The sequence below is a fragment of the Streptomyces gilvosporeus genome (assembly GCF_002082195.1).
Taxonomy (GTDB): domain Bacteria; phylum Actinomycetota; class Actinomycetes; order Streptomycetales; family Streptomycetaceae; genus Streptomyces; species Streptomyces gilvosporeus.
In genome coordinates, this window is the sequence record NZ_CP020569.1 from 650,341 (window position 1) to 671,365 (window position 21,025).

The 21,025-nt window shown below is 68.8% G+C and carries 17 protein-coding genes and 1 riboswitch; of the genes, 12 read left to right on the forward strand and 5 right to left on the reverse strand.

What is annotated here, in order from left to right:
• Positions 1-348: 348 nt before the first annotated feature.
• Positions 349-1,020, forward strand: coding sequence for a polysaccharide deacetylase family protein (locus B1H19_RS03145; protein WP_159027969.1), 672 nt, complete (start codon positions 349-351; stop codon positions 1,018-1,020).
• Between the two features lie 209 nt (positions 1,021-1,229).
• Here the strand turns inward: B1H19_RS03145 and B1H19_RS03150 are convergent, their stop codons facing one another.
• The 4 genes from B1H19_RS03150 to B1H19_RS03165 form a co-directional block, all read right to left on the reverse strand.
• The gene (locus B1H19_RS03150; protein ID WP_203237079.1) at positions 1,230-1,847 is read right to left on the reverse strand and encodes a DUF742 domain-containing protein; all 618 of its coding nucleotides are present in this window, start codon (positions 1,845-1,847) and stop codon (positions 1,230-1,232) included.
• 7 nt (positions 1,848-1,854) lie between these two features.
• Complete coding sequence (locus tag B1H19_RS03155) at positions 1,855-2,298, reverse strand: roadblock/LC7 domain-containing protein (RefSeq protein ID WP_083102722.1); 444 nt, start codon at positions 2,296-2,298, stop codon at positions 1,855-1,857.
• 37 nt (positions 2,299-2,335) lie between these two features.
• Positions 2,336-5,131, reverse strand: coding sequence for a nitrate- and nitrite sensing domain-containing protein (locus B1H19_RS03160; RefSeq protein ID WP_159027970.1), 2,796 nt, complete (start codon positions 5,129-5,131; stop codon positions 2,336-2,338).
• 323 nt (positions 5,132-5,454) lie between these two features.
• Entirely contained in the window at positions 5,455-6,882 is a 1,428-nt protein-coding gene (locus B1H19_RS03165) for an L-lactate MFS transporter (RefSeq protein ID WP_083102724.1), read from the reverse strand.
• Between the two features lie 411 nt (positions 6,883-7,293).
• Here B1H19_RS03165 and B1H19_RS03170 point away from each other — a divergent pair, with 411 nt between their 5' ends.
• Complete coding sequence (locus tag B1H19_RS03170; RefSeq protein WP_083102725.1) at positions 7,294-7,728, forward strand: DUF485 domain-containing protein; 435 nt, start codon at positions 7,294-7,296, stop codon at positions 7,726-7,728.
• Entirely contained in the window at positions 7,728-9,320 is a 1,593-nt protein-coding gene (locus B1H19_RS03175) for a solute symporter family protein (RefSeq protein WP_083102726.1), read from the forward strand. The genes B1H19_RS03170 and B1H19_RS03175 overlap by 1 nt, the downstream gene beginning before the upstream one ends.
• 170 nt (positions 9,321-9,490) lie before the next feature.
• On the opposite strand, the gene B1H19_RS03180 is transcribed toward B1H19_RS03175, so the two are convergent.
• A complete protein-coding gene (locus B1H19_RS03180; RefSeq protein ID WP_107425861.1) occupies positions 9,491-10,390 on the reverse strand; it encodes an aminoglycoside phosphotransferase family protein in 900 nt (299 codons plus the stop codon).
• Positions 10,391-10,902: 512 nt separating this feature from the next.
• Positions 10,903-11,012, forward strand: a riboswitch (SAM riboswitch).
• 345 nt (positions 11,013-11,357) lie between these two features.
• Between B1H19_RS03180 and B1H19_RS03185 the strand changes: the two genes are divergently transcribed.
• From B1H19_RS03185 to B1H19_RS03225, 9 genes are all read left to right on the forward strand, one after another.
• Positions 11,358-12,407, forward strand: a complete 1,050-nt coding sequence (locus tag B1H19_RS03185; protein ID WP_083102728.1) for an amino acid ABC transporter permease — start codon at positions 11,358-11,360, stop codon at positions 12,405-12,407.
• The gene (locus tag B1H19_RS03190) at positions 12,404-13,204 is read left to right on the forward strand and encodes an amino acid ABC transporter ATP-binding protein (protein ID WP_083102729.1); all 801 of its coding nucleotides are present in this window, start codon (positions 12,404-12,406) and stop codon (positions 13,202-13,204) included. Before B1H19_RS03185 ends, B1H19_RS03190 begins: the two co-directional genes overlap by 4 nt.
• 131 nt (positions 13,205-13,335) lie before the next feature.
• Positions 13,336-14,361: an ABC transporter substrate-binding protein gene (locus tag B1H19_RS03195; protein WP_083102730.1), complete on the forward strand. Its 1,026-nt coding sequence runs from the start codon at positions 13,336-13,338 to the stop codon at positions 14,359-14,361.
• Between the two features lie 116 nt (positions 14,362-14,477).
• On the forward strand, positions 14,478-15,215 hold the full coding sequence (locus tag B1H19_RS03200) for a GNAT family N-acetyltransferase (protein WP_083102731.1): 738 nt from the start codon (positions 14,478-14,480) through the stop codon (positions 15,213-15,215).
• 57 nt (positions 15,216-15,272) lie between these two features.
• Positions 15,273-15,809: a flavin reductase family protein gene (locus B1H19_RS03205; protein ID WP_083102732.1), complete on the forward strand. Its 537-nt coding sequence runs from the start codon at positions 15,273-15,275 to the stop codon at positions 15,807-15,809.
• 62 nt (positions 15,810-15,871) lie between these two features.
• Positions 15,872-17,119, forward strand: a complete 1,248-nt coding sequence (locus B1H19_RS03210; protein ID WP_083102733.1) for an LLM class flavin-dependent oxidoreductase — start codon at positions 15,872-15,874, stop codon at positions 17,117-17,119.
• A 20-nt stretch (positions 17,120-17,139) separates the two neighbouring features.
• Positions 17,140-18,516, forward strand: a complete 1,377-nt coding sequence (locus B1H19_RS03215) for an NtaA/DmoA family FMN-dependent monooxygenase (RefSeq protein WP_083102734.1) — start codon at positions 17,140-17,142, stop codon at positions 18,514-18,516.
• A complete protein-coding gene (locus B1H19_RS03220; RefSeq protein ID WP_083102735.1) occupies positions 18,513-19,637 on the forward strand; it encodes an MsnO8 family LLM class oxidoreductase in 1,125 nt (374 codons plus the stop codon). Before B1H19_RS03215 ends, B1H19_RS03220 begins: the two co-directional genes overlap by 4 nt.
• Before the next feature lie 403 nt (positions 19,638-20,040).
• Entirely contained in the window at positions 20,041-20,883 is an 843-nt protein-coding gene (locus tag B1H19_RS03225) for an aminoglycoside 6-adenylyltransferase (RefSeq protein WP_083102736.1), read from the forward strand.
• Positions 20,884-21,025: the final 142 nt, after the last annotated feature.

Genomic DNA, 21,025 nt, shown 5'->3' on the forward strand with positions numbered 1-21,025 from the left:
GATGTCGTGGTCCCATCTCCTCGACCCCAGCAGCGAATCAGTGACAACCACGCTCAACGGGCATGTGCTGCGGGACGTGCGCGAACAGCTCGGCCCGTCGCCGTCACTGCGGCAGGGGTCAAGGGCAAGCGCCAGTCGACCGATGGCGGGGGCATGAAGACGCGTCCTTCCGCCACTGCACGCCGCCTTGTGTCCCGCCGCCTGCTCCACATGGCCATCGGGCTGATTGCTGCCCTTGGGGTGGTGGTTCCCGGGCCTCCGGCCGCGACAGCCAAGGCTTGTTCGCGGTGCCTGGCGGCGACTGTGGACGAGGAAGGCCTTCGGGCACTGTTCGGATCGGAGAACCGCGTGATCCGTACCCGCGAGCGGGTGGTCGCAGTGACGTTCAATGCGGCGTGGAACGACGCCGGTCTGGAACGCGTCCTCGGCGAACTCGCCCGCCGACACGCGCCTGCCACGTTCTTCCTGACGGGCGACTTCGCCCACCGATACCCCCAGGTGGTGAAGAGGATCGCGGCTGCGGGACACGGGCTGGGCAACCATTCCCACAGCCACCCCCACTTCAAGGACTTGACCGCGGCCGGAAGACGTCGCGAGGTCCGGACAGCGGATCGGTCCCTGCGGGCGGCCGGGGCAGAACGGGCCCTGACCCCGTTCTTCCGGTTTCCCTACAGCGAGACCAGCCCGGCCCAGATCAGGGAGGTCAACGGACTGGGATTCGCGGACGTGGAATTCACCACCGACACCAACGGGTGGATGGGCACAAAGGGCGGCATGACCGTGGAGCACGCAGCGGCCAGGGCGCTGGACGCCCTGCGCCCAGGGGCGATCCTGCAGATGCACGTCGGGGCGCGCGAGGGGGGCACCGAGGTGATCGACGCCCAGGCCCTGCCACAGATCCTCGATGCCATCACCGCCCATGGTTACCGCGTCATCGACCTCCGCACCCTCCTCACCTCCCCGGTCCGCCTGTGGCCGCCCCCGGAAAAAGGAGCGGGCCCGGGATTCCTGAGGAACTGAGGGGTGAGTTTGCTCCGCTGGCGGTGCACGCCGTTCTCCAGCGGCTCGTCAGGCACTACGAGTCCGTTCGAGGGCACGACATGGCCCAGCGCCGCTGCATGTTCGAGATCGAATACTGAGCGGCCGGGACGGGTGCCCCGAATGCCAGCAGCCCGGCCATCCCCTCCGACCACGACTCAACCCGCCCAACCGTCACCTCATCAGCACACCTAGAGCCGACGCAGTCCGCTGAGCACCCGCTCCATCAGCGCGCAATCCTGGGTGGGGTCGCCGTTGGCGGTGGCGGTCTGGTGCACGGTGATCAGTCCGCACTCCGCCATGTCACCGAGCAGTACTTTGGCCACCCCGAGGGGGATCGTGAGCAGCGCGGCCACCTCGGCCACCGACACCGGCTGTCGGCACAGCCCGATCACCGCGCGGTACTCGGTCTGCGCGATGGCGGTGGAGCGGTAACCCAGCTCGGTGGCCGTCACCAGGGTCTCGATCTCGAAGTGGTGGTTCGACCTGGTCCGGCCGCCCGTCCAGGTGTAGGCGCGGACGATCGAGGCCGCGTACTGGTCGGTGTCCTGGTGCTGGTATTCGGGCGTCCAGGCGCTGAGCGGGTCGGCGGGCGGGGCGGCCTCCGGGGAGCCCGGCGCCGGATGCGTCGGCAGGCGGTCCGTCTCCTGGGGAGGTGCGGCCTCGGGTCGGTCGCCGGGCTCGGAGCGTTTCCGCCTGCGTCGTGCGTTGTCCCAGCTGAACGCGTTGAGCACGTCGGCGAACGTCTGGTCGTCCTCCGGCCCCTGATCCTCCCCAGGGGTTCCGAAGGGTCCCCCACCAGTGCTCATGGTCTCCCTATCCGGGCTGCTGAGCGGCGGCCTGGTTCAGTTCGTACAACTCGGCGCGTAGTTCCGGGGTCAGGATCTCGCCCACCTGGTCGACGAGTAGGGTCATCTCGTAGGCAATCTGGCCGATCTCGCAGTCCGGCGCCGCCAGTACCGCGAGGCACGAGCCGTCCTTGATCAACATGAGGAGCATGATCCCGTTTTCCATCTGGACGACGGTCCGACGTACGTCACCGGTCTCGAAACAGCTGGCGGCGCCCTGGATCAGGCTGACGGCGCCTGCGGCGATGGCGGCGAGCTGCTGGGCATGGGCGTCCGGCATCCGGTTCGACGCGGTCAGCATCAACCCGTCGACCGAGACCACCACGGCGTGTGCCACATTGGGCACGCGCTCGGTGAAGTTGGTGACCAGCCATCCGAACTGGCTCACCTGCCGGAGCTGGGGTGCGGTCATGGGATCGTTCTCCTGCCGGACTCGTCGGGGTGCTGTGTCACGTCTCATCGGGGCGCGCCTGACGGATTCCTGCCTGGTAGCTGTTGAGGAATCCGCGGGTCCGGCGGGCGTCCTGACTTACGCGCACGTCATCGCTCACAGGTACGTCACCGACGCCACCGGCGCGCGGTGCGGCCAGTCCCGGTGCCAGGTTCGCGCGCGGCACCCGCTTGGGCAGTCCGACCCGCGTGTGGTCGGCTGCCTCCGCGGCTCCCGTCGGCGCGGCCGCGGGCGGTCGGCGCGGCGCGGCGGGTTTTGGGGGGCCTGCGGTGGGTTGTGGTTGCGGGGGGTCCAGGGGCCGTGCCGCTGGCGGGCGGGCCGACCCGGCCGCGAACCAGGAGAATCCGTCGGTGTCTTGTGATGCTGCCGGGTCGCCCGCGTTCGCGGCGGGCTGTGCGGGTGCGCGTGCGATGTCCTGAGGGCCGGCCCCGGGCCGCTCCGGCGTGGCCGGCCGGAACCAGGAGGTGGCGGCGTCGCGTGGGTCTGCGGTTCCGGACGGCGTCGGAGGCACCGGCCGGTGCATGACGTCCTGGAGGGTGTGGCCGTTCACCGGTGTCCCGTTCGCGGGGCCGCTGTCGGTGACGGCGGGCGCGTCCTGGGTGACGTCCGGCGCGTCCTCGGTGACGGGTGGTGTGGGCGGGCATGGCGCGGACTCGGTCGCGAACGAACCGGTGTCGGCCAGGCGGTCCGGCTCGGCGGCGTCGGGAGGGGACCCGGAGGTCGTGGCGGAGTCGTCGACACGGGCTGTGGCGGTCACCCGGTCATCGCCCCGGCGCGGCAACGGGGGTGCGGTGACCGTATCGGTCGTCCGGAGTGCCGCCACCTGCGAGGCGGGCTTGGTGTCCGGCGTGCTCAGCGGGGTTCCCGCTCGGCCCACGGTGCTTGAGGCTTCCTCCTTCACCAGTCCGGCCGGTACGAGCACCAAGGCCCGTAGACCGCTGCCCTTCTGATCCATTGTCAGCTTCACGCCGATGCCGTGCCGAGTCGCCAGCCGACCGACCACGAACAGGCCCATCTGCCGCGAGGTGGGCACGTCCGCAGAAGAGCCCACTGCCACCCGCCGGTTGGCCTCGGCCAGTTCGGCGTCGTTCATCCCGATGCCCTGGTCCAGGATGTCGATCAGCGCCGAACCGTCGCGCCGCCGGCTGCTGCCGATGACCACCTGGGTGTCCGGCGGGGAGAAGCTGGTGGCGTTGTCCATCAGCTCGGCGACCAGCCGCGCCAGGTCACCGGCCGCGTACCCGATCACCTCCAGGGGCGCCGGTAGTTGCACCACGACGCGCTGATAGTGCTCGATCTCGGAAACCGCGGCCCGCAGCACGTTGCCCAGCGGCACGAGCGGATCGAAGCGGCGGGCCAGCTCGCTGCCGGAGAGCACCATCAGGTTCTCGTTGTTGCGGCGCATCCGGGTCGCGAGATGGTCGAGCTTGAACAGGTTGGCCAGCTGATCGGGGTCCTCCTCATGCCGTTCCAGCTGCTCCATCAGCCGCAACTGACGCTCCACCAGGCTCTGGCTGCGCCGGGACAGGTTGACCAGGGTGTTCCGGAGATCGCTGCGCAGCGTGGCCTGCTCCACCGCCAGCCGCACGGCCTGGCCGTGTACTGCCTCGAAGGCCCGCGCGAGCTCCCCGAACTCCTCGGTGGTGTGCACCGGCACCGACTCGACCACCGCGTCCGCTGTACGGCCCTCGCGGATGTTCACGACCGCGGCCGGCAGCCGGTGCTCGGCCACCTCCAGGGCGGTCGAGCGGAGTACGACCAGCGACCGCAGCAGATAGCGGCCGATCAGCACACCGATACCCACCGCGAGCAGCAGCACCGCCAGCAGGATCACGGACGCCGCCCCCGCCCGGTCGCTGGTTTGGTCCTGCAACCTGGCGGAGACCGTACGCAGGTCGTGGGCGAGCCGGAGCTGCGCCTTGTTCATCAGCTCGCCGGTTCGCTCGGAGCTGACCTTCCAGTCCTTGACCGGGATCTGCCACGAAGAACCCCGCCCCGGGCCCTCGGACGCCTCCGGCTCGGACAGCGCGGCTTTCACCAGTTGGGCGCGCCGTTTGACGTCCGCACCGGTCACGGTTTCCTCGTAGGACTGCTCCTGCGCGGGGGTGGCCAAGGCCCGGAAGTCGGCGAGCTTGTCCCGCATCCTGGTGTCGGAGTCCTGTAGTGCCCGGCTGAGCTCCCGGTCCTCCATGCTGCCGCGCCTGGCCGCCTCCAGGAGGAGGACGTGCTGGAGGCTGATCTGCTCCTGGGCCACCTCCAGGTCGTACGACGCGGTGGCCGGCCGGGAGAGCTGGGGGTCGCCGAACTGGTTGACCAGGGCCTGGTCCAGATCCAGTGCACTCTTGATGACCGCGCTGTACTGCTGCGTGGCGCTCCAGGCCGCGATCCTTCCCGAGTTCACCTGGCCGCGCAGCGCAGGCAATCGTCGCAGGAACGTGCCCGCCTCGTCGTACCGGGTCTTGGAGACCTGGTCGAGGTGGCAGTACTTGCTGGCCGTGCGCCTGACGGTCGCTCCGGCGTGATCGACGTCCAGGGCCTGCCGCCGGAGCGCGGCCCGGTCGACGGGCGTGCGGTCGCCCAGCTTCTCGGCGGACAGGGTCCGCTCCTGCCGCAGCCCTCCGATCAACGTCGTCAGATCACCTCGCAGTTCGACCAGCTGCTGAATGTCCGCGTATTCCTCCGCGCTGGCGACCTCGTGCCGGATCTGCACCACTGACGAGGCGACGCCGAGCAGCGCCGGCACCGTCAGGACGGCGGCCAGCTTGACGGGCAGCCGCCAGTTCCGCCACTGCACGACAGCGGACCACCTCGGCACCCGGCGTCCCCGCGGATACGCATGCCTGGCCGGGGTCACGAGAGGCGTCCCCCGCCCCTGAACTGGTGGCCCCGCCCCGACCGTTCACGAGATAGTTGCAGGATGCGGACGTGTCCTGGAGGGGAAGCTTCGTCCCTTCCCATCGTCTCGACGAGGTCCGCAGGACCGAGCCCACCACGCACTTTTTTGCATCCCCACTTCAGTTCACGAACAACTGACGTTCCATCAGGGCCGATCCGTACCTGTACCGCCGCTACGCGCCTTCGTTCGATCCTGGTTCAGTCATCACCTTCACCGCGTCCCTATGCGTTCTCGGCCGGGACGGGGTCGGATTCACTGCGGGCCGCCGTCTCGGGTTCGTGGAACTTCGGATTCACCGCGCGCACCAGCTCGTTGGCCACGAATCCGACGGCGAGCAGCGCGATCATGATGGAGAACGAGAAGGTGTACATGCTCGGCCCGGTATGCCCGGCCTGCTGTCTCATGTCTGCGATGGCGTCCACGATGGCCGGCCCCGCGACTCCGGCGACGGACCAGGCGGTCAGCAGCCGGCCGTGGATCGCGCCGACCTGGTAGGCGCCGAACAGGTCCTTCAAGTAGGCGGGGACGGTGGCGAATCCACCGCCGTAGAAGGACAGGATCACCATCGCGGCGCCGATGAACAGCGCCACGCTGCTGTTCTTGCCGAGCAGCAGCGTCAGGTACAGCAGAGCGCCGATGCCCAGGTACAGCCGATAGACGTTCTTGCGGCCGATCACGTCGGAGACCGACGACCACAGGATCCGGCCGGTCATGTTGGCCAGGGACAACAGCGCGACGAAGCCTGCGGCGGCTGTCGCGCTGACCGGGCTTGGCGTGTCCCGGAAGAAGTCCTGGATCATCGGCGCGGCCTTCTGAAGGATTCCGATCCCGGCCGTAACGTTCATGCACAGCACGACCCACAGCAACCAGAACTGCGGCGTGCGCACCGCATTCCTCGCGGATACGTTCGCGGTCGTCACGAGCCGCTTCCCGGTGTCCTCGACGGGCTGCCAGCCGGCCGGCCGCCAACCCGAGGGCGGCACGCGCACGAGCAGCACGCCAAGCGTCATGAGGGCGGCGTAGCTCACGCCGTGCACAACGAAGGTCTTCGCGATCCCAGCCGTGTCGCTGCCAAAGGCGGAGAGCATCTGCGTCGACCAGGGAGAGGCGATCAGTGCGCCACCGCCGAAGCCCATGATCGCGGTGCCGGTGGCCATGCCCGGCCGGTCGGGGAACCACTTCATCAGGGTGGACACCGGCGAGATGTAACCGATGCCCAGACCTATCCCGCCGACGAAGCCATAGCCGAAGACCACCAGCCAGTAGGAGCGGGTGGCGACGCCGAGTGCGGCGATCAGGAACCCGGTGGAGAAGGCCACCAACGAGACGAGCATGGCCCATCGCGGACCCCTGCTCTCGACGAGGGTGCCGCCGAAGGCCGCGGAGAGCCCCAGTACGAGAATGCCGACCTGGAACGGTAGTGCGCTGGCTGCCCCCGAGATATGCAGCGCGCTCTCCAGAGGTAATTTGAAAACGCTCCAGGCATACACCTGACCTATCGACAGGTGGATCGCCAGCGCAGCCGGGGGCACCAGCCAACGGCTCCATCCTGGTCGCGCGATGATGCGGGAATGTTCAAGGAGTCGCACCGACGGTCTACCTCCCGGGCCCGGGCAGAAGTAATTGAAAGGCGAATTGCCTGGATGCATGTCAGTGGTCAAGCGGTGGCGAGTGTAGGGCAACTGATCGCCCCTGCCAATGGTGTGACCTGTCTGCTGCCGAGTGTGGCGACGTTTGCCGGAGGGGAACGCTCCGCGCGCAGAGCGACACGTTCGGGCGATGTCGGACCACCGGCAACAATGGCCGGACAACCGCTGACGATGGTTCGTCAGAAAGCAGCGTGATTCGCCCAGGCAATGAGTAAACGGGTCGAACGGCCCCGGGCCCCGGAGAGAGGTCGCCTCCCCCTGTTGGGCCACAACCGGAACGGCTGCTACTGTCCGGTAGTGGGCCAACTCGTCGCCGGTCCAACGCCTTTGACTGCACAGAGTGGACCACTACACTCCCTGCCTCAACGGCGGCAGGCGGACCGGTCAACGTGCCGAAACCTGGAGAGAATCATGACGAGAGACATGCGGCCTCCCCCTCCACCCCCATCGGCGCCGACCACCGGCCACGGTTTATCGGCCCCTTTCGCTAAAGCCGGCGGCCAGCCCTTGTGCGACCCGGCAGGCGAGCCCGACTTTGCGGCGATCCAGGCCAGCCCGGAGTTCACCCGGCTTCGCCGACGGCTGCGGCTGTTCGTCTTTCCGATGAGCGCGCTTTTCTTTTGCTGGTATCTCACCTTCGCCCTGTTGTCCGCCTACGGTCATGAATTCATGGGGCGCAAAGCGGTCGGCGAGATCAATGTGGGGACCCTCTTCGGCCTGCTGCAATTCCTGTCCACGATCATGATCGTCGTGACCTATGCGCGCTTCGCCAAGAAGCGGCTCGACCCCCAGGTCGACCGGATACGCGAGCAGGTGCGGGCCGACGCGGAGGGTGGCAGAAAGTGATGGTGTCGATCGCGGCCGGCACGACCGGCAGTCCGACGCTCAACGTGACCGTATTTGTCGCCTTCGTCTGCATCACCTTGTACGTGGTCTACCGGGCCAGCGGCAGCAGCCCCACCGCCTCCGACTACTACGCGGCAGGCAGCGGTTTCAGCGGGATGCAGAACGGCATCGCGCTGTCCGGCGACTTCCTCTCCGCGGCCTCCTTTCTCGGAATTTCGGGAGCAATCGCCGTGCACGGCTACGACGGGTTCCTCTACTCCGTCGGTTGGTTGGTCGCCTGGCTGGTTGCTCTGCTGCTCATCGGCGAACGGCTGCGTAATACCGGCCGGTTCACCGTGGGCGATGTGATGGCCTTCCGCATGAAACAGCGCCCGGTACGGGCGGCGGCGGCCAACGCCACCCTGGTCATCACGTTCTTCTACATGCTGGCCCAGATGGCCGGCGCGGGCGGTCTGATCGCCCTGCTGCTCAATGTGCACAGCAAGGGCGGGCAGGCCCTGGTCATCACGGCCGTCGGCCTCGTCATGGTCTTCTACGTCCTGGTCGGCGGCATGAAGGGCACGACCTGGGTGCAGATCATCAAGGCCACCCTGCTGCTGCTCTGCGTGGCCTTCATCAGCGTCTTCATCCTCGGCAAGTTCGGCTTCAGCTTGTCCGGACTGCTGGAGCATGCGGCGCAGAACAGCCCCTTGGGCGAGCGCCTGCTGGAACCAGGCGGCTGGTACGGCCAGAACGCGATGGGCAAGCTCGACTTCGTCTCGCTGGCCCTGTCGCTGGTCCTCGGCATCTCCAGCCTTCCGCATGTGCTGATGCGCTTCTACACCGTGCCGGACGCCAAGGAGGCACGCAGGTCGGTGGTGTGGTGCTCCTGGTCGATGTTCACGTTCTACCTGGGGATCCTCATCGTCGGATACGCCGCCACCGCACTGGTGGGCTCGGACAAGATCTTGGCCGCCCCGGGCGGGGAGAACTCCGCGGCACCGCTGCTCGCCTTCCGGATCGGCGGCGCGGTGCTGCTCGGCGTGGTTTCCGCGGTGGCCTTCGCCACCATCCTGGCGGTGGTCGCCGGTCTGACGCTCGCCGCTTCCGCATCGTTCGCGCACGACGTCTACGCCAACGTACTCAGGCACGGCAAGGCAGACCCGCGGTCCGAAGTACGGGTCGCCCGCCTGACGGCGATAGTGATCGGTTTCCTGGCCATCATCGGCGGCATCGTGGCCAACGGGCAGAACGTCGCCTTCCTGGTATCGCTGGCCCTGGCGCTCGCCGCGTCCGCGAACCTGTCCACCATGCTCTACTCCCTTTACTGGAAGCGGTTCAACACCACGGGGACGCTGTGGAGCATCTATGGCGGGCTGGTGTCCGGACTGCTGCTGATCGCCTTCTCACCTGCGATGTCAGGCACGCCCACATCCATCGTCAAGGGCGTCGACTTCCACTGGTTCCCGCTCACCAACCCGGGCATCGTGTCGATTCCGCTCTCCTTCCTCTGCGGGTTCCTGGGCACGGTACTCAGCAAGCAACCGGCGGACCCCGACAAGCAGGCGGAGATGGAGGTACGAGCACTGACCGGCATCGGCGCCAAGCGCTAGTGTGATGCTTTGTTAGCTGGTCTTGTCGCGGTGGGTGTTTCGGTAGTTCGCTGGCTGTATGAGGGCTGGGGAGCTTGCCGGGTGTCGTCGGCAGTTGGAGGAGTTCGCTGGACAGAATCCGTCGGCAACGGCGCTGCCCTCTATACCCGCAATCCGGCATCTGCCTGGCCTCAGCCCTCTTGCAGCACCGTCCGGATCACGTGCCGGGCATTGTGCGCCATCGCCGGGTTCGTCCTGCGGTAGTACGGCAGCGCGATCAGTGCCTGCGAGAGTGTCCGTCCCCGGCCGCGGATCCAGGTCGCGTCGTCCACGCTCAGCGCCTCGCGGAAGACTTCCCTCGCCTCGGCCGGCAGCAGATTCCACGCGGGGAACAGATCGCAGGCCGGATCGCCCGCCCCCAGGCACCCGAAGTCGATCACCGAGGTCAGCCTGCCACCGTCCACCAGCAGATTGCCCGGCATGAGATCGGCGTGCAGCCACACCGGCGGCCCGTCCCAGCCGGGGGCCTGCAGCGCGTCCTCCCATACGGCTGTGGCGGCATCGCAGTCGACGCCCTCCTGTGGGATCCCGCGCAGCTGCTCGATCGCCGCCCGGGTCTCCGCGTCGAGCGAGGCGACCGGCCCGCCGCGGTGGGCCTGCGGCGCACCCGACAGGGTGATGGTCCGCATCGCCGCCACGAACCCGGCCAGATCCCTGGCCAGCAGCATCGGGTCGCTCAGGGCTCCCGCCTCGGGATTCTCCCCCGCCAGCCACCGGTACACCGACCACGGCCACGGGTACCCCTCCGCAGGCTCCCCCTCCCCGAGCGCCTCGGGGAGGGTCGTAGGCAGGTGAGGCGCGAGCCGGGGCAGCCACGCCCGCTCCACCGACACGTCGTTGGCCCCGCCCTGCACGAGCGGCAGCCGTACGACCATGTCATCGCCGAGCCGGTACATGGCGTTGACCGTCCCACCGGACGGAAACCGCTCGACCGCCAGCCCCGCCCACTGCGGGAACTGCCCGGCGATCAGCCGCCGTACAAGGCCGTCGTCGATGGGATGCATGCCGGGATGCATCTGCCCTGTGTTCATGGCACGCCATCCGACCGCCGGACAATGGCGAGCGTCAATCGCTTTTCTGGCGGCACCACTTTCGCAACATGCCCTGGTGTGCGTCGTGCGGGCGGAGCTTCTCCCCTGCCACCAGATCGGTGACGGTGACCGTCATGGGATGACGGCCGTCCATCCGCCGTGCCCTGGTGTCGTTCGGCACCGGCACGGCCGTGCACCGAGGACTGGTCCCCGATGACGCGCATACGTCCTTGGCGTGCGCTCTATTGCACCGTCGTTCGCCGAGTCAGAGACCCGTTCCGTTTCCCCTACGGGCGCCCGCCGTGGGGTCCGGATCACAGTGGCGAAGGCCGCCTCGGGCTCCAGACCCCTGTGGGGCACGCGTGCAGCGATGGGCAGCACCCCGGCACGGATCATGGTTTCCGCCGCGGGCCTCGTCGGCCGCCAAGTCCGCCCAACTCGTTTTGACGTCCCACAGGTCGGGCACGCTTTGACAAGCATGTCGAGGATCTGTCTAACCTACGCCTCAGATCGGTCATGAGCGTCAGCGACAAGCCCTGGCTTGCTGACCGGCAACCCTCGCGTCGCGGTGGGGTGCCCCAGGTGACGACCGGACCGGAAGACCTTTCGGTAAGCGCGAGGCCCACACGGGCCGGAAGAGTGATGGTGACGGAATGTATGCAGCTCTCGGGACGGCCGCATGGCGGCGCCGTGGCTGCCTGCTGCTGTGCGCGAACCGGTCGGTCGACCTACTGCGCGTCAACAGCGCACTGTGTACCGGCAGCTGAGCTGCCTCTGCCGTGCCTTCCGCCAAGGCTGACGGCTGACGGTTTTCTGCATTTCTGATGCCCACCGCTGTCGCGGTGTGCACCCTTCCCCGAGCCCCCGTTCCGCGCATCCCCGTGCGCATCGTCACGCAGAGTCGCCAGGCTCCACCGTGCCGTTGCCGCATCCGCGGTCCGGGTGTCCGAATTCGCTGGAGCCCTCCATGAGTGAATCCCCCGGCGCTGCGGTATCCCTCGCCTCAGCGCCTCCTGCCGCGGAGACCGCCGTCCCCTCCACCGAGCCTCGTACCGCACGTCCGGCCGAGGCCGAACTGCCGGGTGACAACACCGCACCGCGGCCGCTGGCGGCACAGCGGGTGCTGCCGCTGCGCAGACCCGGCCGCTGGATCGCCACGGCGATCGTGCTGGTGCTGGTCGCCCAGATCGTCCACGGGCTGGTGACCAACCCCTTCTATCAGTGGGACCGATTCCAGTACTGGTTCCTGCGCCCGACGATCCTTGATGGCCTGCTCATCACGCTCCAGGTGACGGCGTACAGTGCCGTGCTCGGTCTGCTCGGCGGCATCCTGATCGCCCTCGGCAGGCTCTCCCGGAGCCCGGTGCTGCGAGCGGTCAGCTGGACCTACACATGGCTGTTCCGTTCGGTCCCGCTGATCGTGGTGCTGCTGTTCCTCTACAACTTCAGCGCGCTGTACAAGACGCTGAGCCTCGGGGTGCCGTTCGGGCCCGCCTTCTTCACCTTCGACGAGTCCCGGCTCGCGACCGACATCGTCGTCGCGGTCGTCGGACTCAGCCTGAACGAGGCGGCGTACGCGTCCGAGGTGGTGCGCAGCGGCATCCTCGCGGTCGATCAGGGGCAGCACGAGGCGGCATCGGCACTCGGCCTGCCGAAGAGCTACCAGTTCACGAAGATCGTCTTTCCGCAGGCCCTGCGCTCCATCACCCCGAACTACGTGAATCTGCTGATCAACCTGATCAAGAGCACCTCGCTCGTCTTCTATGTGTCGCTGCTCGATCTGTTCGGCTCGGCGCAGAGCATGGGCAGCACCTACCCGGGTGACATCGTCCCGCTGCTGCTCGTCGCCACCGTCTGGTACCTGATCCTCACGAGTGCGGTCTCCGTCATCCAGTTCTACGTCGAGCGGTACGTCGCCAGGGGCGCGACGCGCACCCTTCCGCCGACGCCGTTGCAGAAGTTGCGGGCAGGTCTGCGTGATCTGCGAGCCCGAGCCCGGAGGGAAGCCGCGATATGACCACCGAGATTACCGAGACGCTGAGCAACGAGATACGACCGGCCGCGGTCCAGGTCCACGGCGTGCACAAGTGGTACGGCGCCCACCGGGTACTGGACGGTGTCGAGTTGACCGTGCGGCCCGGCGAGGTCACCGTGATCCTCGGGCCGTCCGGGTCCGGCAAGTCCACCCTGCTGCGGGTGATCAACCACCTGGAGAAGCCGGAGGTCGGGTACGTCAGCGTGAACGGTGAGCCGATCGGCATACACCGGCACGGTGAGAGGCTCAAGGAGCTGAGTGAACGGGTCATCCTGGGCCAGCGCAGCCGGATCGGCTTCGTCTTCCAGAACTTCAACCTCTTCCCGCACCTGACCGCGCTGGACAACGTGGCCGCCGCTCCCCTGGCCACCGGGAAGCTGACCAAGCCCAAGGCCCAGGAGCTGGCCCACGAACTGCTCGGCCGGGTGGGCCTGGCCGACAAGGTCGGCGCCTATCCGCGGCAGTTGTCCGGCGGCCAGCAGCAGCGGGTGGCCATCGCCCGCGCCCTCGCCCTGCGGCCGGGGGTCATCCTCTTCGACGAACCCACCTCCGCACTCGATCCCGAACTGGTCGGCGAGGTATTGGCCGTCATCAAGGACCTGGCCACCAGCGGCACCACCCTCATCATCGTCACCCACGAGATCGCCTTCGCCCGTGAGGTGGCCGACCGGATCGTCTTCATCGACGAGGGCCGGATCGTCGAACAGGGTCCCCCCACCGAAGTGTTGGACCATCCGCAACACGAGCGGACCAGGGGCTTCCTGAGCAAGGTGCTCTGACCTCGCCGTCCGTCCCACTGCCCGCGGCCCGTCCGGGCTCGCGTCCCCCACACCAACGCAGCACACCTCCCCCACACCGCCGAAGAACAAGCAACGCGCCCTCACCACCACTCACCGAACCAAGGACAGCCATGCGCACCCTCAACCTCCGCAGCAGCCTCCTCCGCGGCCTCTCCACGGGCACCGCCATCGCTACCCTCGCCGCCGGCCTCGCCGCCTGCGGGGGCAACAGCGACGCGGCCGGCAAGTCCGCCAGCCAGGCGCCCGGGACGGTCACCGTGGGAGCCCATGCCAACGGGGCAGCCAAGGAGACCGCGCTCAAGGTGTCCGAGGTCAAGTCCATCAGCGCCGAACTGCCGAAGGCCATTGCCAAGAAGGGCAAGCTGGTCATCGGCGTCGGCGCCCTGCCCACCGGTTCCGTGCCACTGAACTTCATTGGCGACGACCAGAAGACGCTCACCGGATCCGAGCCCGACTTCGGCCGACTGGTGGCCGCTGTCCTCGGCCTCCAGCCCGAGGTGAAGAACCTCACCTGGGAGAACCTGTTCGTCGGCATCGACAGTGGCAAGATCGACGCGGCCTTCTCCAACGTCACCGACACCGAGGAGCGCAAGAAGAGGTACGAGTTCGCCACCTACCGGCAGGACAACCTGGGGTTCGAAGTGCCCAAGAAGAGCACCTGGACCTTCGACGACGACTACCGGAACCTGGCCGGCAAGACGGTCGCGGTGCAACGGGGCACCAACCAGGAAAAGGTCCTGCTGGAGTGGAAGGCGAAGCTGAAGAAGCAGGGCAAGGACCTCACCGTCAAGTACTACCCGGACAACAACAGCGTCTACCTGGCGCTGAACAGCGGGAAGATCGACGCCTACTTCGGCCCCAATCCCAGCATCGCCTACCACACCACCCACACGGCGAATACCCCCAACGCGACCCGTAGCGCCGGCAAGTTCTCCGGCGCGGGCGCAAAGCTGCAGGGGCTGATCGCCGCGACCTCGAAGAAGGACAGCGGGCTGGCGAAGCCGGTCTCCGAGGCGATCAACTACCTGATCAAGAACGGTCAGTACGCCAAGTGGCTGGCGGCCTGGAACCTCTCCAACGAGGCCGTCAGCACCTCCAAGATCAACCCGCCTGGCCTGCCGCTCGACAACTCCTGATCAACGCTCATAGGGCAGCTGTCGCCCGGGACTCCGGCGCCGCGCCGGGGTCCCGGGCGCACCAACCCGTCATGCCCGAAGGAATTCCACGGATGCCACGAAGCGTTCCCACCGCCATGTCCGCCAGCGTTTCTCCTTCTCCCACGCAGAGCCCGGCCGAACCGCACCTCCTGGACAACGCCGTCTGGGCCGCGCTGACCGGCCCGCATGCCCGGTTCGCCGAGCGCGTCGGCCGCGCCGCCCGCTATCCCCTGGACGTCTGCCCCTTCACCGCCCTCGCCGACCCGGCCGACCCGGTGGCCTGGGACGACCTGGCCGAGCTGGTCGGCCCGGAGACCGTCACCCCCGTCACGGGAGTGCGGGCCGTCCCCGACGGATGGGAGATCGTGGAGCGAGGGCAGGGCGTTCAACTGGTCGACACCGGGCTACGCGCCGAACCCGCACCCGAAGCGGTGCGGCTCGGGCTCGACGACATCCCCGAGATCCTGGACCTGGTCGCCCTGACCACACCGGGCCCCTTCCTGCCCCGCACCGTCGAACTCGGCGTCTACCTCGGCATCCGGCACCGCGGACGGCTCATCGCCATGGCTGGGGAACGCGTGCATCCGCCGGGCTGGACGGAGATCAGCGCCGTCTGCACCCACCCGACACACCGTGGGCAGGGCCTGGCCACGCGGCTGGTCCGAGCGGTGGCGGCCGGGATCAGGGCACGCGGGGAGATCCCCTTCCTCCACGCACTCGCGAGCAACACCAACGCCATCCGCCTCTACGAGTCCATCGGCTTCACCCTGCGCCGCCGTACGGACTTCGTGCTGGTGCGCACCCCTGGTCGTCATCCGGATCCGACGCCTTGATCAGGCAGTCGCACTGCGCGACCGCGCCCGCCCCGCTCCGCCCCGAAGGGACCTGACATGATCGCTTCCAAGAACCGCCCCGCCCGGTCCTCCACGGCCGTTGCCGCCGACGACATACTCCGCCGCACGCTGCGACGCCACGCAGCCGGAGTAACGGTGATCACCGTCCCGGGCCCGGCCGGCTTCACCGCCACCTCCTTCACCTCCGTATCCCTGCGGCCGGCTCTCGTGTCCTTCTACCTGGGCCTCGACGCATCGACCGCGCCCGCCGTCCGGGAAGCCGAACGGTTCGCCGTCCACATTCTCGGCACCCAGAACGCCGAAGTGGCACGGCAGTTCGCGCGCAGTGGCGTCGACCGGTTCCAGGGCGTCGCCTGGACCGAGCACGAGGACGGCCTGCCCGTACTCGACGGCGTATCGGCCTGGCTCACCGCGCGGGTGACGTTGCGCCAGCCCATCGGCGACCACCTGCTGGTCGTGGGCGAGGTCGAGACCGGTGCGGCGCATCAGGGCGCGACGGCACTGGTGCATCACGACGGGGCCTTCGCCGCGGCCCATCCACTGCCCCCACAACCGATCCGTCGTGCTTCATGACGCATCACGACGAGATGAGCCCACTCCCGTTACCTACGGCCCGTCAGGAAGGCGCCCCCATCGTGTCCTCATCACTCGCTTCGCGTTCCTCTTCGCCCCGTTCATCCGCTCCGCTGCACCTGGCCGTCGCGCTCGACGGCGCGGGCTGGCACCCTGCCGCATGGCGCGAGGCGGTGGCCCGGCCGCGGGACCTGTTCACGGCCGGCTACTGGGCCGATCTCGTCGCCGAGGCCGAACGCGGCCTGCTCGACTTCGTGACGATCGAGGACTCGCTCGGATTCCAGTCCTCGCACCTCCTGGAGCCGGACGGGCGCACCGACCAGGTCCGCGGACGGCTGGACGCCGTCCTCATCGCCGCCCGCGTCGCCCCGCTGACCAGGAACATCGGACTCGTGCCGACCGTGGTGGCCACCCACACCGAGCCGTTCCACATCTCCAAGGCCATCGCCACGCTCGACTACGTCAGCGCCGGTCGCGCGGGCCTCCGCGTGCAGGTGACCCGGCGCCCGAACGAGGCCGCGCACTTCGGACGCCGTACGTTCCCCCGCTTCGACCTCGGGGAGCTGCACAGCCCGCCTGTACGGGAACTGACGGCCGACCTCCTCGACGAGGCAGCCGACTACGTCGAAGTCGTGCGCCGGCTGTGGGACAGCTGGGAGGACGACGCGGAGATCCGGGATGTCGCCACCGGCCGCTTCATCGACCGCGACAAGCTGCACTACATCGACTTCGAGGGCAAGCACTTCAGCGTCAAGGGCCCCTCCATCACACCCCGGCCGCCGCAGGGCCAGCCCCTGGTGAGCGCGCTCGCACACGAGGAGGCGACCGGCGCCCCGTTCCGGCTGGTCGCCCGCTCCACCGACGTCGGGTACGTCACGCCGCAGGACATCGGGCAGGCGCGCGCCGTCGTCGCCGCGGTGCGGGCCGAGCAGGACGCGGCAGGGCGTGCGGAGGAGCCTCTGCACCTGTTCGGGGACCTGGTGGTGTTCCTGGACGACACTCCGGCCGCGGCGGAGGGCCGCCGGGACCGCCTCGACGCCCTCGCGGGAAACGCGTACACCAGCGACGCCCGTATCTTTACCGGCACGCCCGCCCAACTCGCCGATCTGCTGCTGGAGTTGAGGGAGGCCGGACTGTCCGGCTTCCGGCTGCGCCCCGCCGTCCTCGGGCACGACCTTCCCGCGATCACCCGAGGGCTGGTCCCCGAACTCCAGCGCCGAGGCTCTTTCCGGAACTCCTACGAAACCGACACCCTCCGCGGACTGCTCGGGCTCGCCCGCCCCACCAACCGCTACGCCGCCACTGCCTGAGCCGGAAGGACCGCACCGACATGAGCAAGCCACTGAAGCAGATCCATCTGGCCGCGCACTTCCCGGGCGTCAACAACACCACCGTGTGGAGTGCCCCCGAGGCCGGCAGCCACATCGAGTTCAGCTCCTTCGCGCACTTCGCGCGGACCGCCGAACGCGCCAAGTTCGACTTCCTGTTCCTCGCCGAGGGGCTGAGATTGCGCGAGCAGGGCGGAAGGATCTACGACCTCGACGTCGTGGGACGGCCCGACACCTTCACCGTCCTCACCGCGCTCGCAGCCGTCACCGAACATCTCGGCCTGACCGGCACCATCAACTCCACCTTCAATGAGCCCTACGAGGTCGCCCGCCAGTTCGCCAGCCTCGACCACCTGTCGGGCGGGCGCGCCGCCTGGAACGTGGTCACTTCCTGGGACGCCTTCACCGGCCAGAACTTCCGCCGTGGTGGCTTCCTGCCACAGGAGGAGCGCTACACCCGGGCCAAGGAGTTCCTGGCCACGGCCCACGAACTGTTCGACTCCTGGCGCGGCGACGAGGTCATCGCCGACCAGGAGACCGGAGCCTTCCTGCGCGACGCGAAGGCCGGAGCCTTCGTGCACCAGGGCGACCAGTTCGACATCAGCGGACAGTTCAACGTCCCGCGCAGCCCCCAGGGGCGCCCGGTGATCTTTCAGGCCGGAGCGTCCGACGAGGGGCGCGAGTTCGCGGCCTCCAGCGCCGACGCGATCTTCAGCCGGTACAGCAAGCTCGAGGAGGGACAGGCCTTCTACCAGGACGTCAAGGGCCGCCTCGCCCGCTACGGTCGCAGGCACGACCAGCTGCTGATCCTGCCCGCCGCGACGTTCGTCCTCGGCGACACGGACGCCGAGGCGCGGGAACTCGCCCACGAGGTACGGAGCCAGCAGGTCAGCGGCGCGACCGCGCTCAAGTACCTGGAGCACGTCTGGAACCGGGACCTGTCCGCGTACGACCCGGACGGCCCGCTGCCCGACGTCGACCCGGTCCCCGGCGAGAACACCATCGCCCTCGGCCGGGCCAGCGTGCGGCAGTTCCGTGACCCGCTGGCCGTCGCCAAGGAGTGGCGCGAGCGCGCGGAGGCGAAGAACCTCTCCATCCGCGAGCTGGTCATCGAGACCACCACCCGTCAGTCGTTCATCGGCTCCCCGGCCACCGTCGCCGAGACCATCAACGAGTTCGTCCAGGCGGACGCCTCCGACGGCTTCATCCTCGTCCCCCACATCACCCCCGGCGGCCTCGACGTCTTCGCCGACACCGTGGTTCCGCTGCTCCAGGAGCGCGGAGTGTTCCGGACGGAGTACGAGGGCACCACCCTGCGCGACCACCTCGGCCTGGACCACCCCGACGCCGAGGCGCCGGCCGGGCGGGCGTCCTCATGAGCACCCCTCTCGGCGTCCTCGATCTGGTCCCGATCTCGTCCGGCTCCACGGCCACCGAAGCGCTCCGCAACTCCATCGACCTGGCCCGGCAGGCCGAGCGCTTCGGCTACGCCCGCTACTGGTTCGCCGAACACCACCTCAATCCGGGTGTGGCGGGCACCTCACCCGCCGTCGTCCTCGCGTTGACCGCCTCCGCGACGTCGACGATCCGGCTCGGCTCCGGCGCCGTACAGCTCGGTCATCGCACCGCACTGTCCACGGTCGAGGAGTTCGGCCTGATCGACGCGCTGCACCCGGGACGTTTCGACCTGGGCCTCGGACGCTCCGGCGGCCGCCCGGCCGGACCGCCTGCCACCCCGCCGCCGACCGCGACCCCTGTCGTCGACGGCCGGGCCCCCAACGGGCTGCGGATCCCGGAACGCTTCTCCTTCGCGCACCTGCTCGGCTCACCCAGGGTCGCCCTTCAGCGCAGACTGCTCCAGCAGCCGGGCGCCGAGTCGCAGGACTACGGCGAGCAGGTGGACGACATTCTCGCGCTGCTGGCCGGCACCTACCGGTCCGCGGACGGTCTCGAGGCACACGTCGTCCCGGGCGAGGGCGCCGACGTACAGGTGTGGATCCTGGGCAGCAGCGGAGGGCAGAGCGCCGAGGTCGCCGGCCGAAACGGCCTGCGGTTCGCGGCGAACTACCACGTCAGCCCGGCCACCGTGCTGGAGGCAGCGGAAGGCTACCGGGCCGCGTTCCACCCCTCTGACGTGCTGGACAAGCCGTATGTGAGCGTCTCGGCCGATGTCGTCGTCGCCGAGGACGACGAGACCGCCCGCGAACTCGCCACCGGCTACGGCCTGTGGGTCCGCAGCATCCGCACCGCCGAGGGTGCGATCGCATTCCCCACGCCCGAACAGGCCCGGTCCCATGTGTGGACCGACAGGGACCGGGCACTGGTCGCCGACCGCGTGGAAACCCAGTTCGTCGGCTCCCCTGCCCGCGTGGCCGACCAACTCGAACAGCTCCAGGAGGCCACCGGAGCCGACGAACTGCTCATCACCACCATCACGCACGGCCATGCCGACCGGGTGCGTTCCTACGAGCTGCTGGCTGAGGAGTGGCGACGCAGATGAGCGGACGCCCGTGCGCGGCGGGGAAGTCAAAGATCCAGCCGCGCGACCGAAGGCGGTGACGGGCGCCAGTACCCACCCGCCGTGGCCTGATCCCCACGGTCCGTCGGCCGCCAAGGCCCATAGGTAGCACCTCCTGGGGGCGCCCCAGGAGGTGCTGGACTGCTGCCGAGGAGGGAACGCAGGTTCCGGCATCCGGGTCGGAAGCCATTGCCGGATCGGCAGGTGCTGTGCGCGTAGGTGGCTCGCCCCGTAGCCGGCAGGGGTCTCACCGGCCCCGCGGGCGCCCGACGGCCCACGGAGATAGGCGGCAAGCTCAGACACCCGGACACCCAAGCACCACCCGAGCACGAGGCCCCGGGCACACTTGGGGCCCACCGCTTTCGCGAAACCGTACGAGGAAACCATGCACGACGCCTTCATCGCCCGCCTGCTCGACTGGGCTGCCGCCCGTCCCGATATTGCGGCAGTCCTGCGCACCGGCTCGCGCGCTCGCCACGACGGCACGGTCGATGCCCTGTCCGACCACGACATCGAGCTCTACACCACCGACCCCGGGCGCTACGAGAACAGCGACGACTGGCTCGGCGAACTCGGCACCGTCGCCGTGGCCGTGGACCTGGAGGGCCCCTGGGACAACCCGGCGTGCCTGGTGTTTTTCGACGGGGGGCTCAAAGCCGACTTCCAGGTGAGAGCCGCGGATCGGCTGGCCACGCTTGCCGACAACGGCCTCGACGAACTGCACGAGCGTGGATACGAGGTGCTGTTCGACCGCGACGGTGCCGCGGCCCATCTGCCCGCGCCCACCGGAGCCGCCCCGAAGGCCGAACTCCCCGACGCCGGCGACTTCCACGACGTGTGCGCCGAGTTCTGGCACGAGATCGCGCATCTGCCGCGCTACGCGGCCCGCGGCGAGCTCTGGGTCGTCAAGGCCCGCGACTGGACCACCAAGGAACTGCTCCAGACGATGATCGAGTGGCACGCCCAGAGCCGTCACGGCGCCGGGCACGACGTCTGGCACCTCGGCACCCGGATGCGCGTATGGGCCGCTCCCGGCGTATGGGAGCGCCTCGACGAGATCTTCGGCGGCTTCGACCCCCACGACGCGCTGCGGGCCGCCCGGGCCACCGCCGACCTGTTCGCGGAACTCGCCCGCGAAGTGGCCGACACCTACGGTTTCACGTACCCGGAAGGGGCGGAACGCGCGATCCGACCCACGCTCGACAGCCTTCCTTCGCTGGACGGTTGAGGCACTGGACGGTTGAGGCACCGGGCGGTTGAGGCACCGGGCGGTTGAGGCACCGGATGGTTGGGGCACTGCATGGGTGAGGCACTGGACGGTTGAGGCTCGCGGTTCCCGGCCAGGATCCGTTCCATGGCGGCCCGGATCG

Excerpts from the sequence above, each read along its gene's own strand:
- B1H19_RS03150 (WP_203237079.1), bottom strand. The coding sequence starts at position 1,847 with ATGAGCACTGGTGGGGGACCCTTCGGAACCCCTGGGGAGGATCAGGGG.
- B1H19_RS03155 (WP_083102722.1), bottom strand. The coding sequence starts at position 2,298 with ATGACCGCACCCCAGCTCCGGCAGGTGAGCCAGTTCGGATGGCTGGTC.
- B1H19_RS03165 (WP_083102724.1), bottom strand. The coding sequence starts at position 6,882 with ATGCATCCAGGCAATTCGCCTTTCAATTACTTCTGCCCGGGCCCGGGA.
- B1H19_RS03170 (WP_083102725.1), top strand. The coding sequence starts at position 7,294 with ATGACGAGAGACATGCGGCCTCCCCCTCCACCCCCATCGGCGCCGACC.
- B1H19_RS03175 (WP_083102726.1), top strand. The coding sequence starts at position 7,728 with ATGGTGTCGATCGCGGCCGGCACGACCGGCAGTCCGACGCTCAACGTG.
- B1H19_RS03180 (WP_107425861.1), bottom strand. The coding sequence starts at position 10,390 with ATGAACACAGGGCAGATGCATCCCGGCATGCATCCCATCGACGACGGC.
- B1H19_RS03185 (WP_083102728.1), top strand. The coding sequence starts at position 11,358 with ATGAGTGAATCCCCCGGCGCTGCGGTATCCCTCGCCTCAGCGCCTCCT.
- B1H19_RS03190 (WP_083102729.1), top strand. The coding sequence starts at position 12,404 with ATGACCACCGAGATTACCGAGACGCTGAGCAACGAGATACGACCGGCC.
- B1H19_RS03195 (WP_083102730.1), top strand. The coding sequence starts at position 13,336 with ATGCGCACCCTCAACCTCCGCAGCAGCCTCCTCCGCGGCCTCTCCACG.
- B1H19_RS03200 (WP_083102731.1), top strand. The coding sequence starts at position 14,478 with ATGTCCGCCAGCGTTTCTCCTTCTCCCACGCAGAGCCCGGCCGAACCG.
- B1H19_RS03205 (WP_083102732.1), top strand. The coding sequence starts at position 15,273 with ATGATCGCTTCCAAGAACCGCCCCGCCCGGTCCTCCACGGCCGTTGCC.
- B1H19_RS03215 (WP_083102734.1), top strand. The coding sequence starts at position 17,140 with ATGAGCAAGCCACTGAAGCAGATCCATCTGGCCGCGCACTTCCCGGGC.
- B1H19_RS03220 (WP_083102735.1), top strand. The coding sequence starts at position 18,513 with ATGAGCACCCCTCTCGGCGTCCTCGATCTGGTCCCGATCTCGTCCGGC.
- B1H19_RS03225 (WP_083102736.1), top strand. The coding sequence starts at position 20,041 with ATGCACGACGCCTTCATCGCCCGCCTGCTCGACTGGGCTGCCGCCCGT.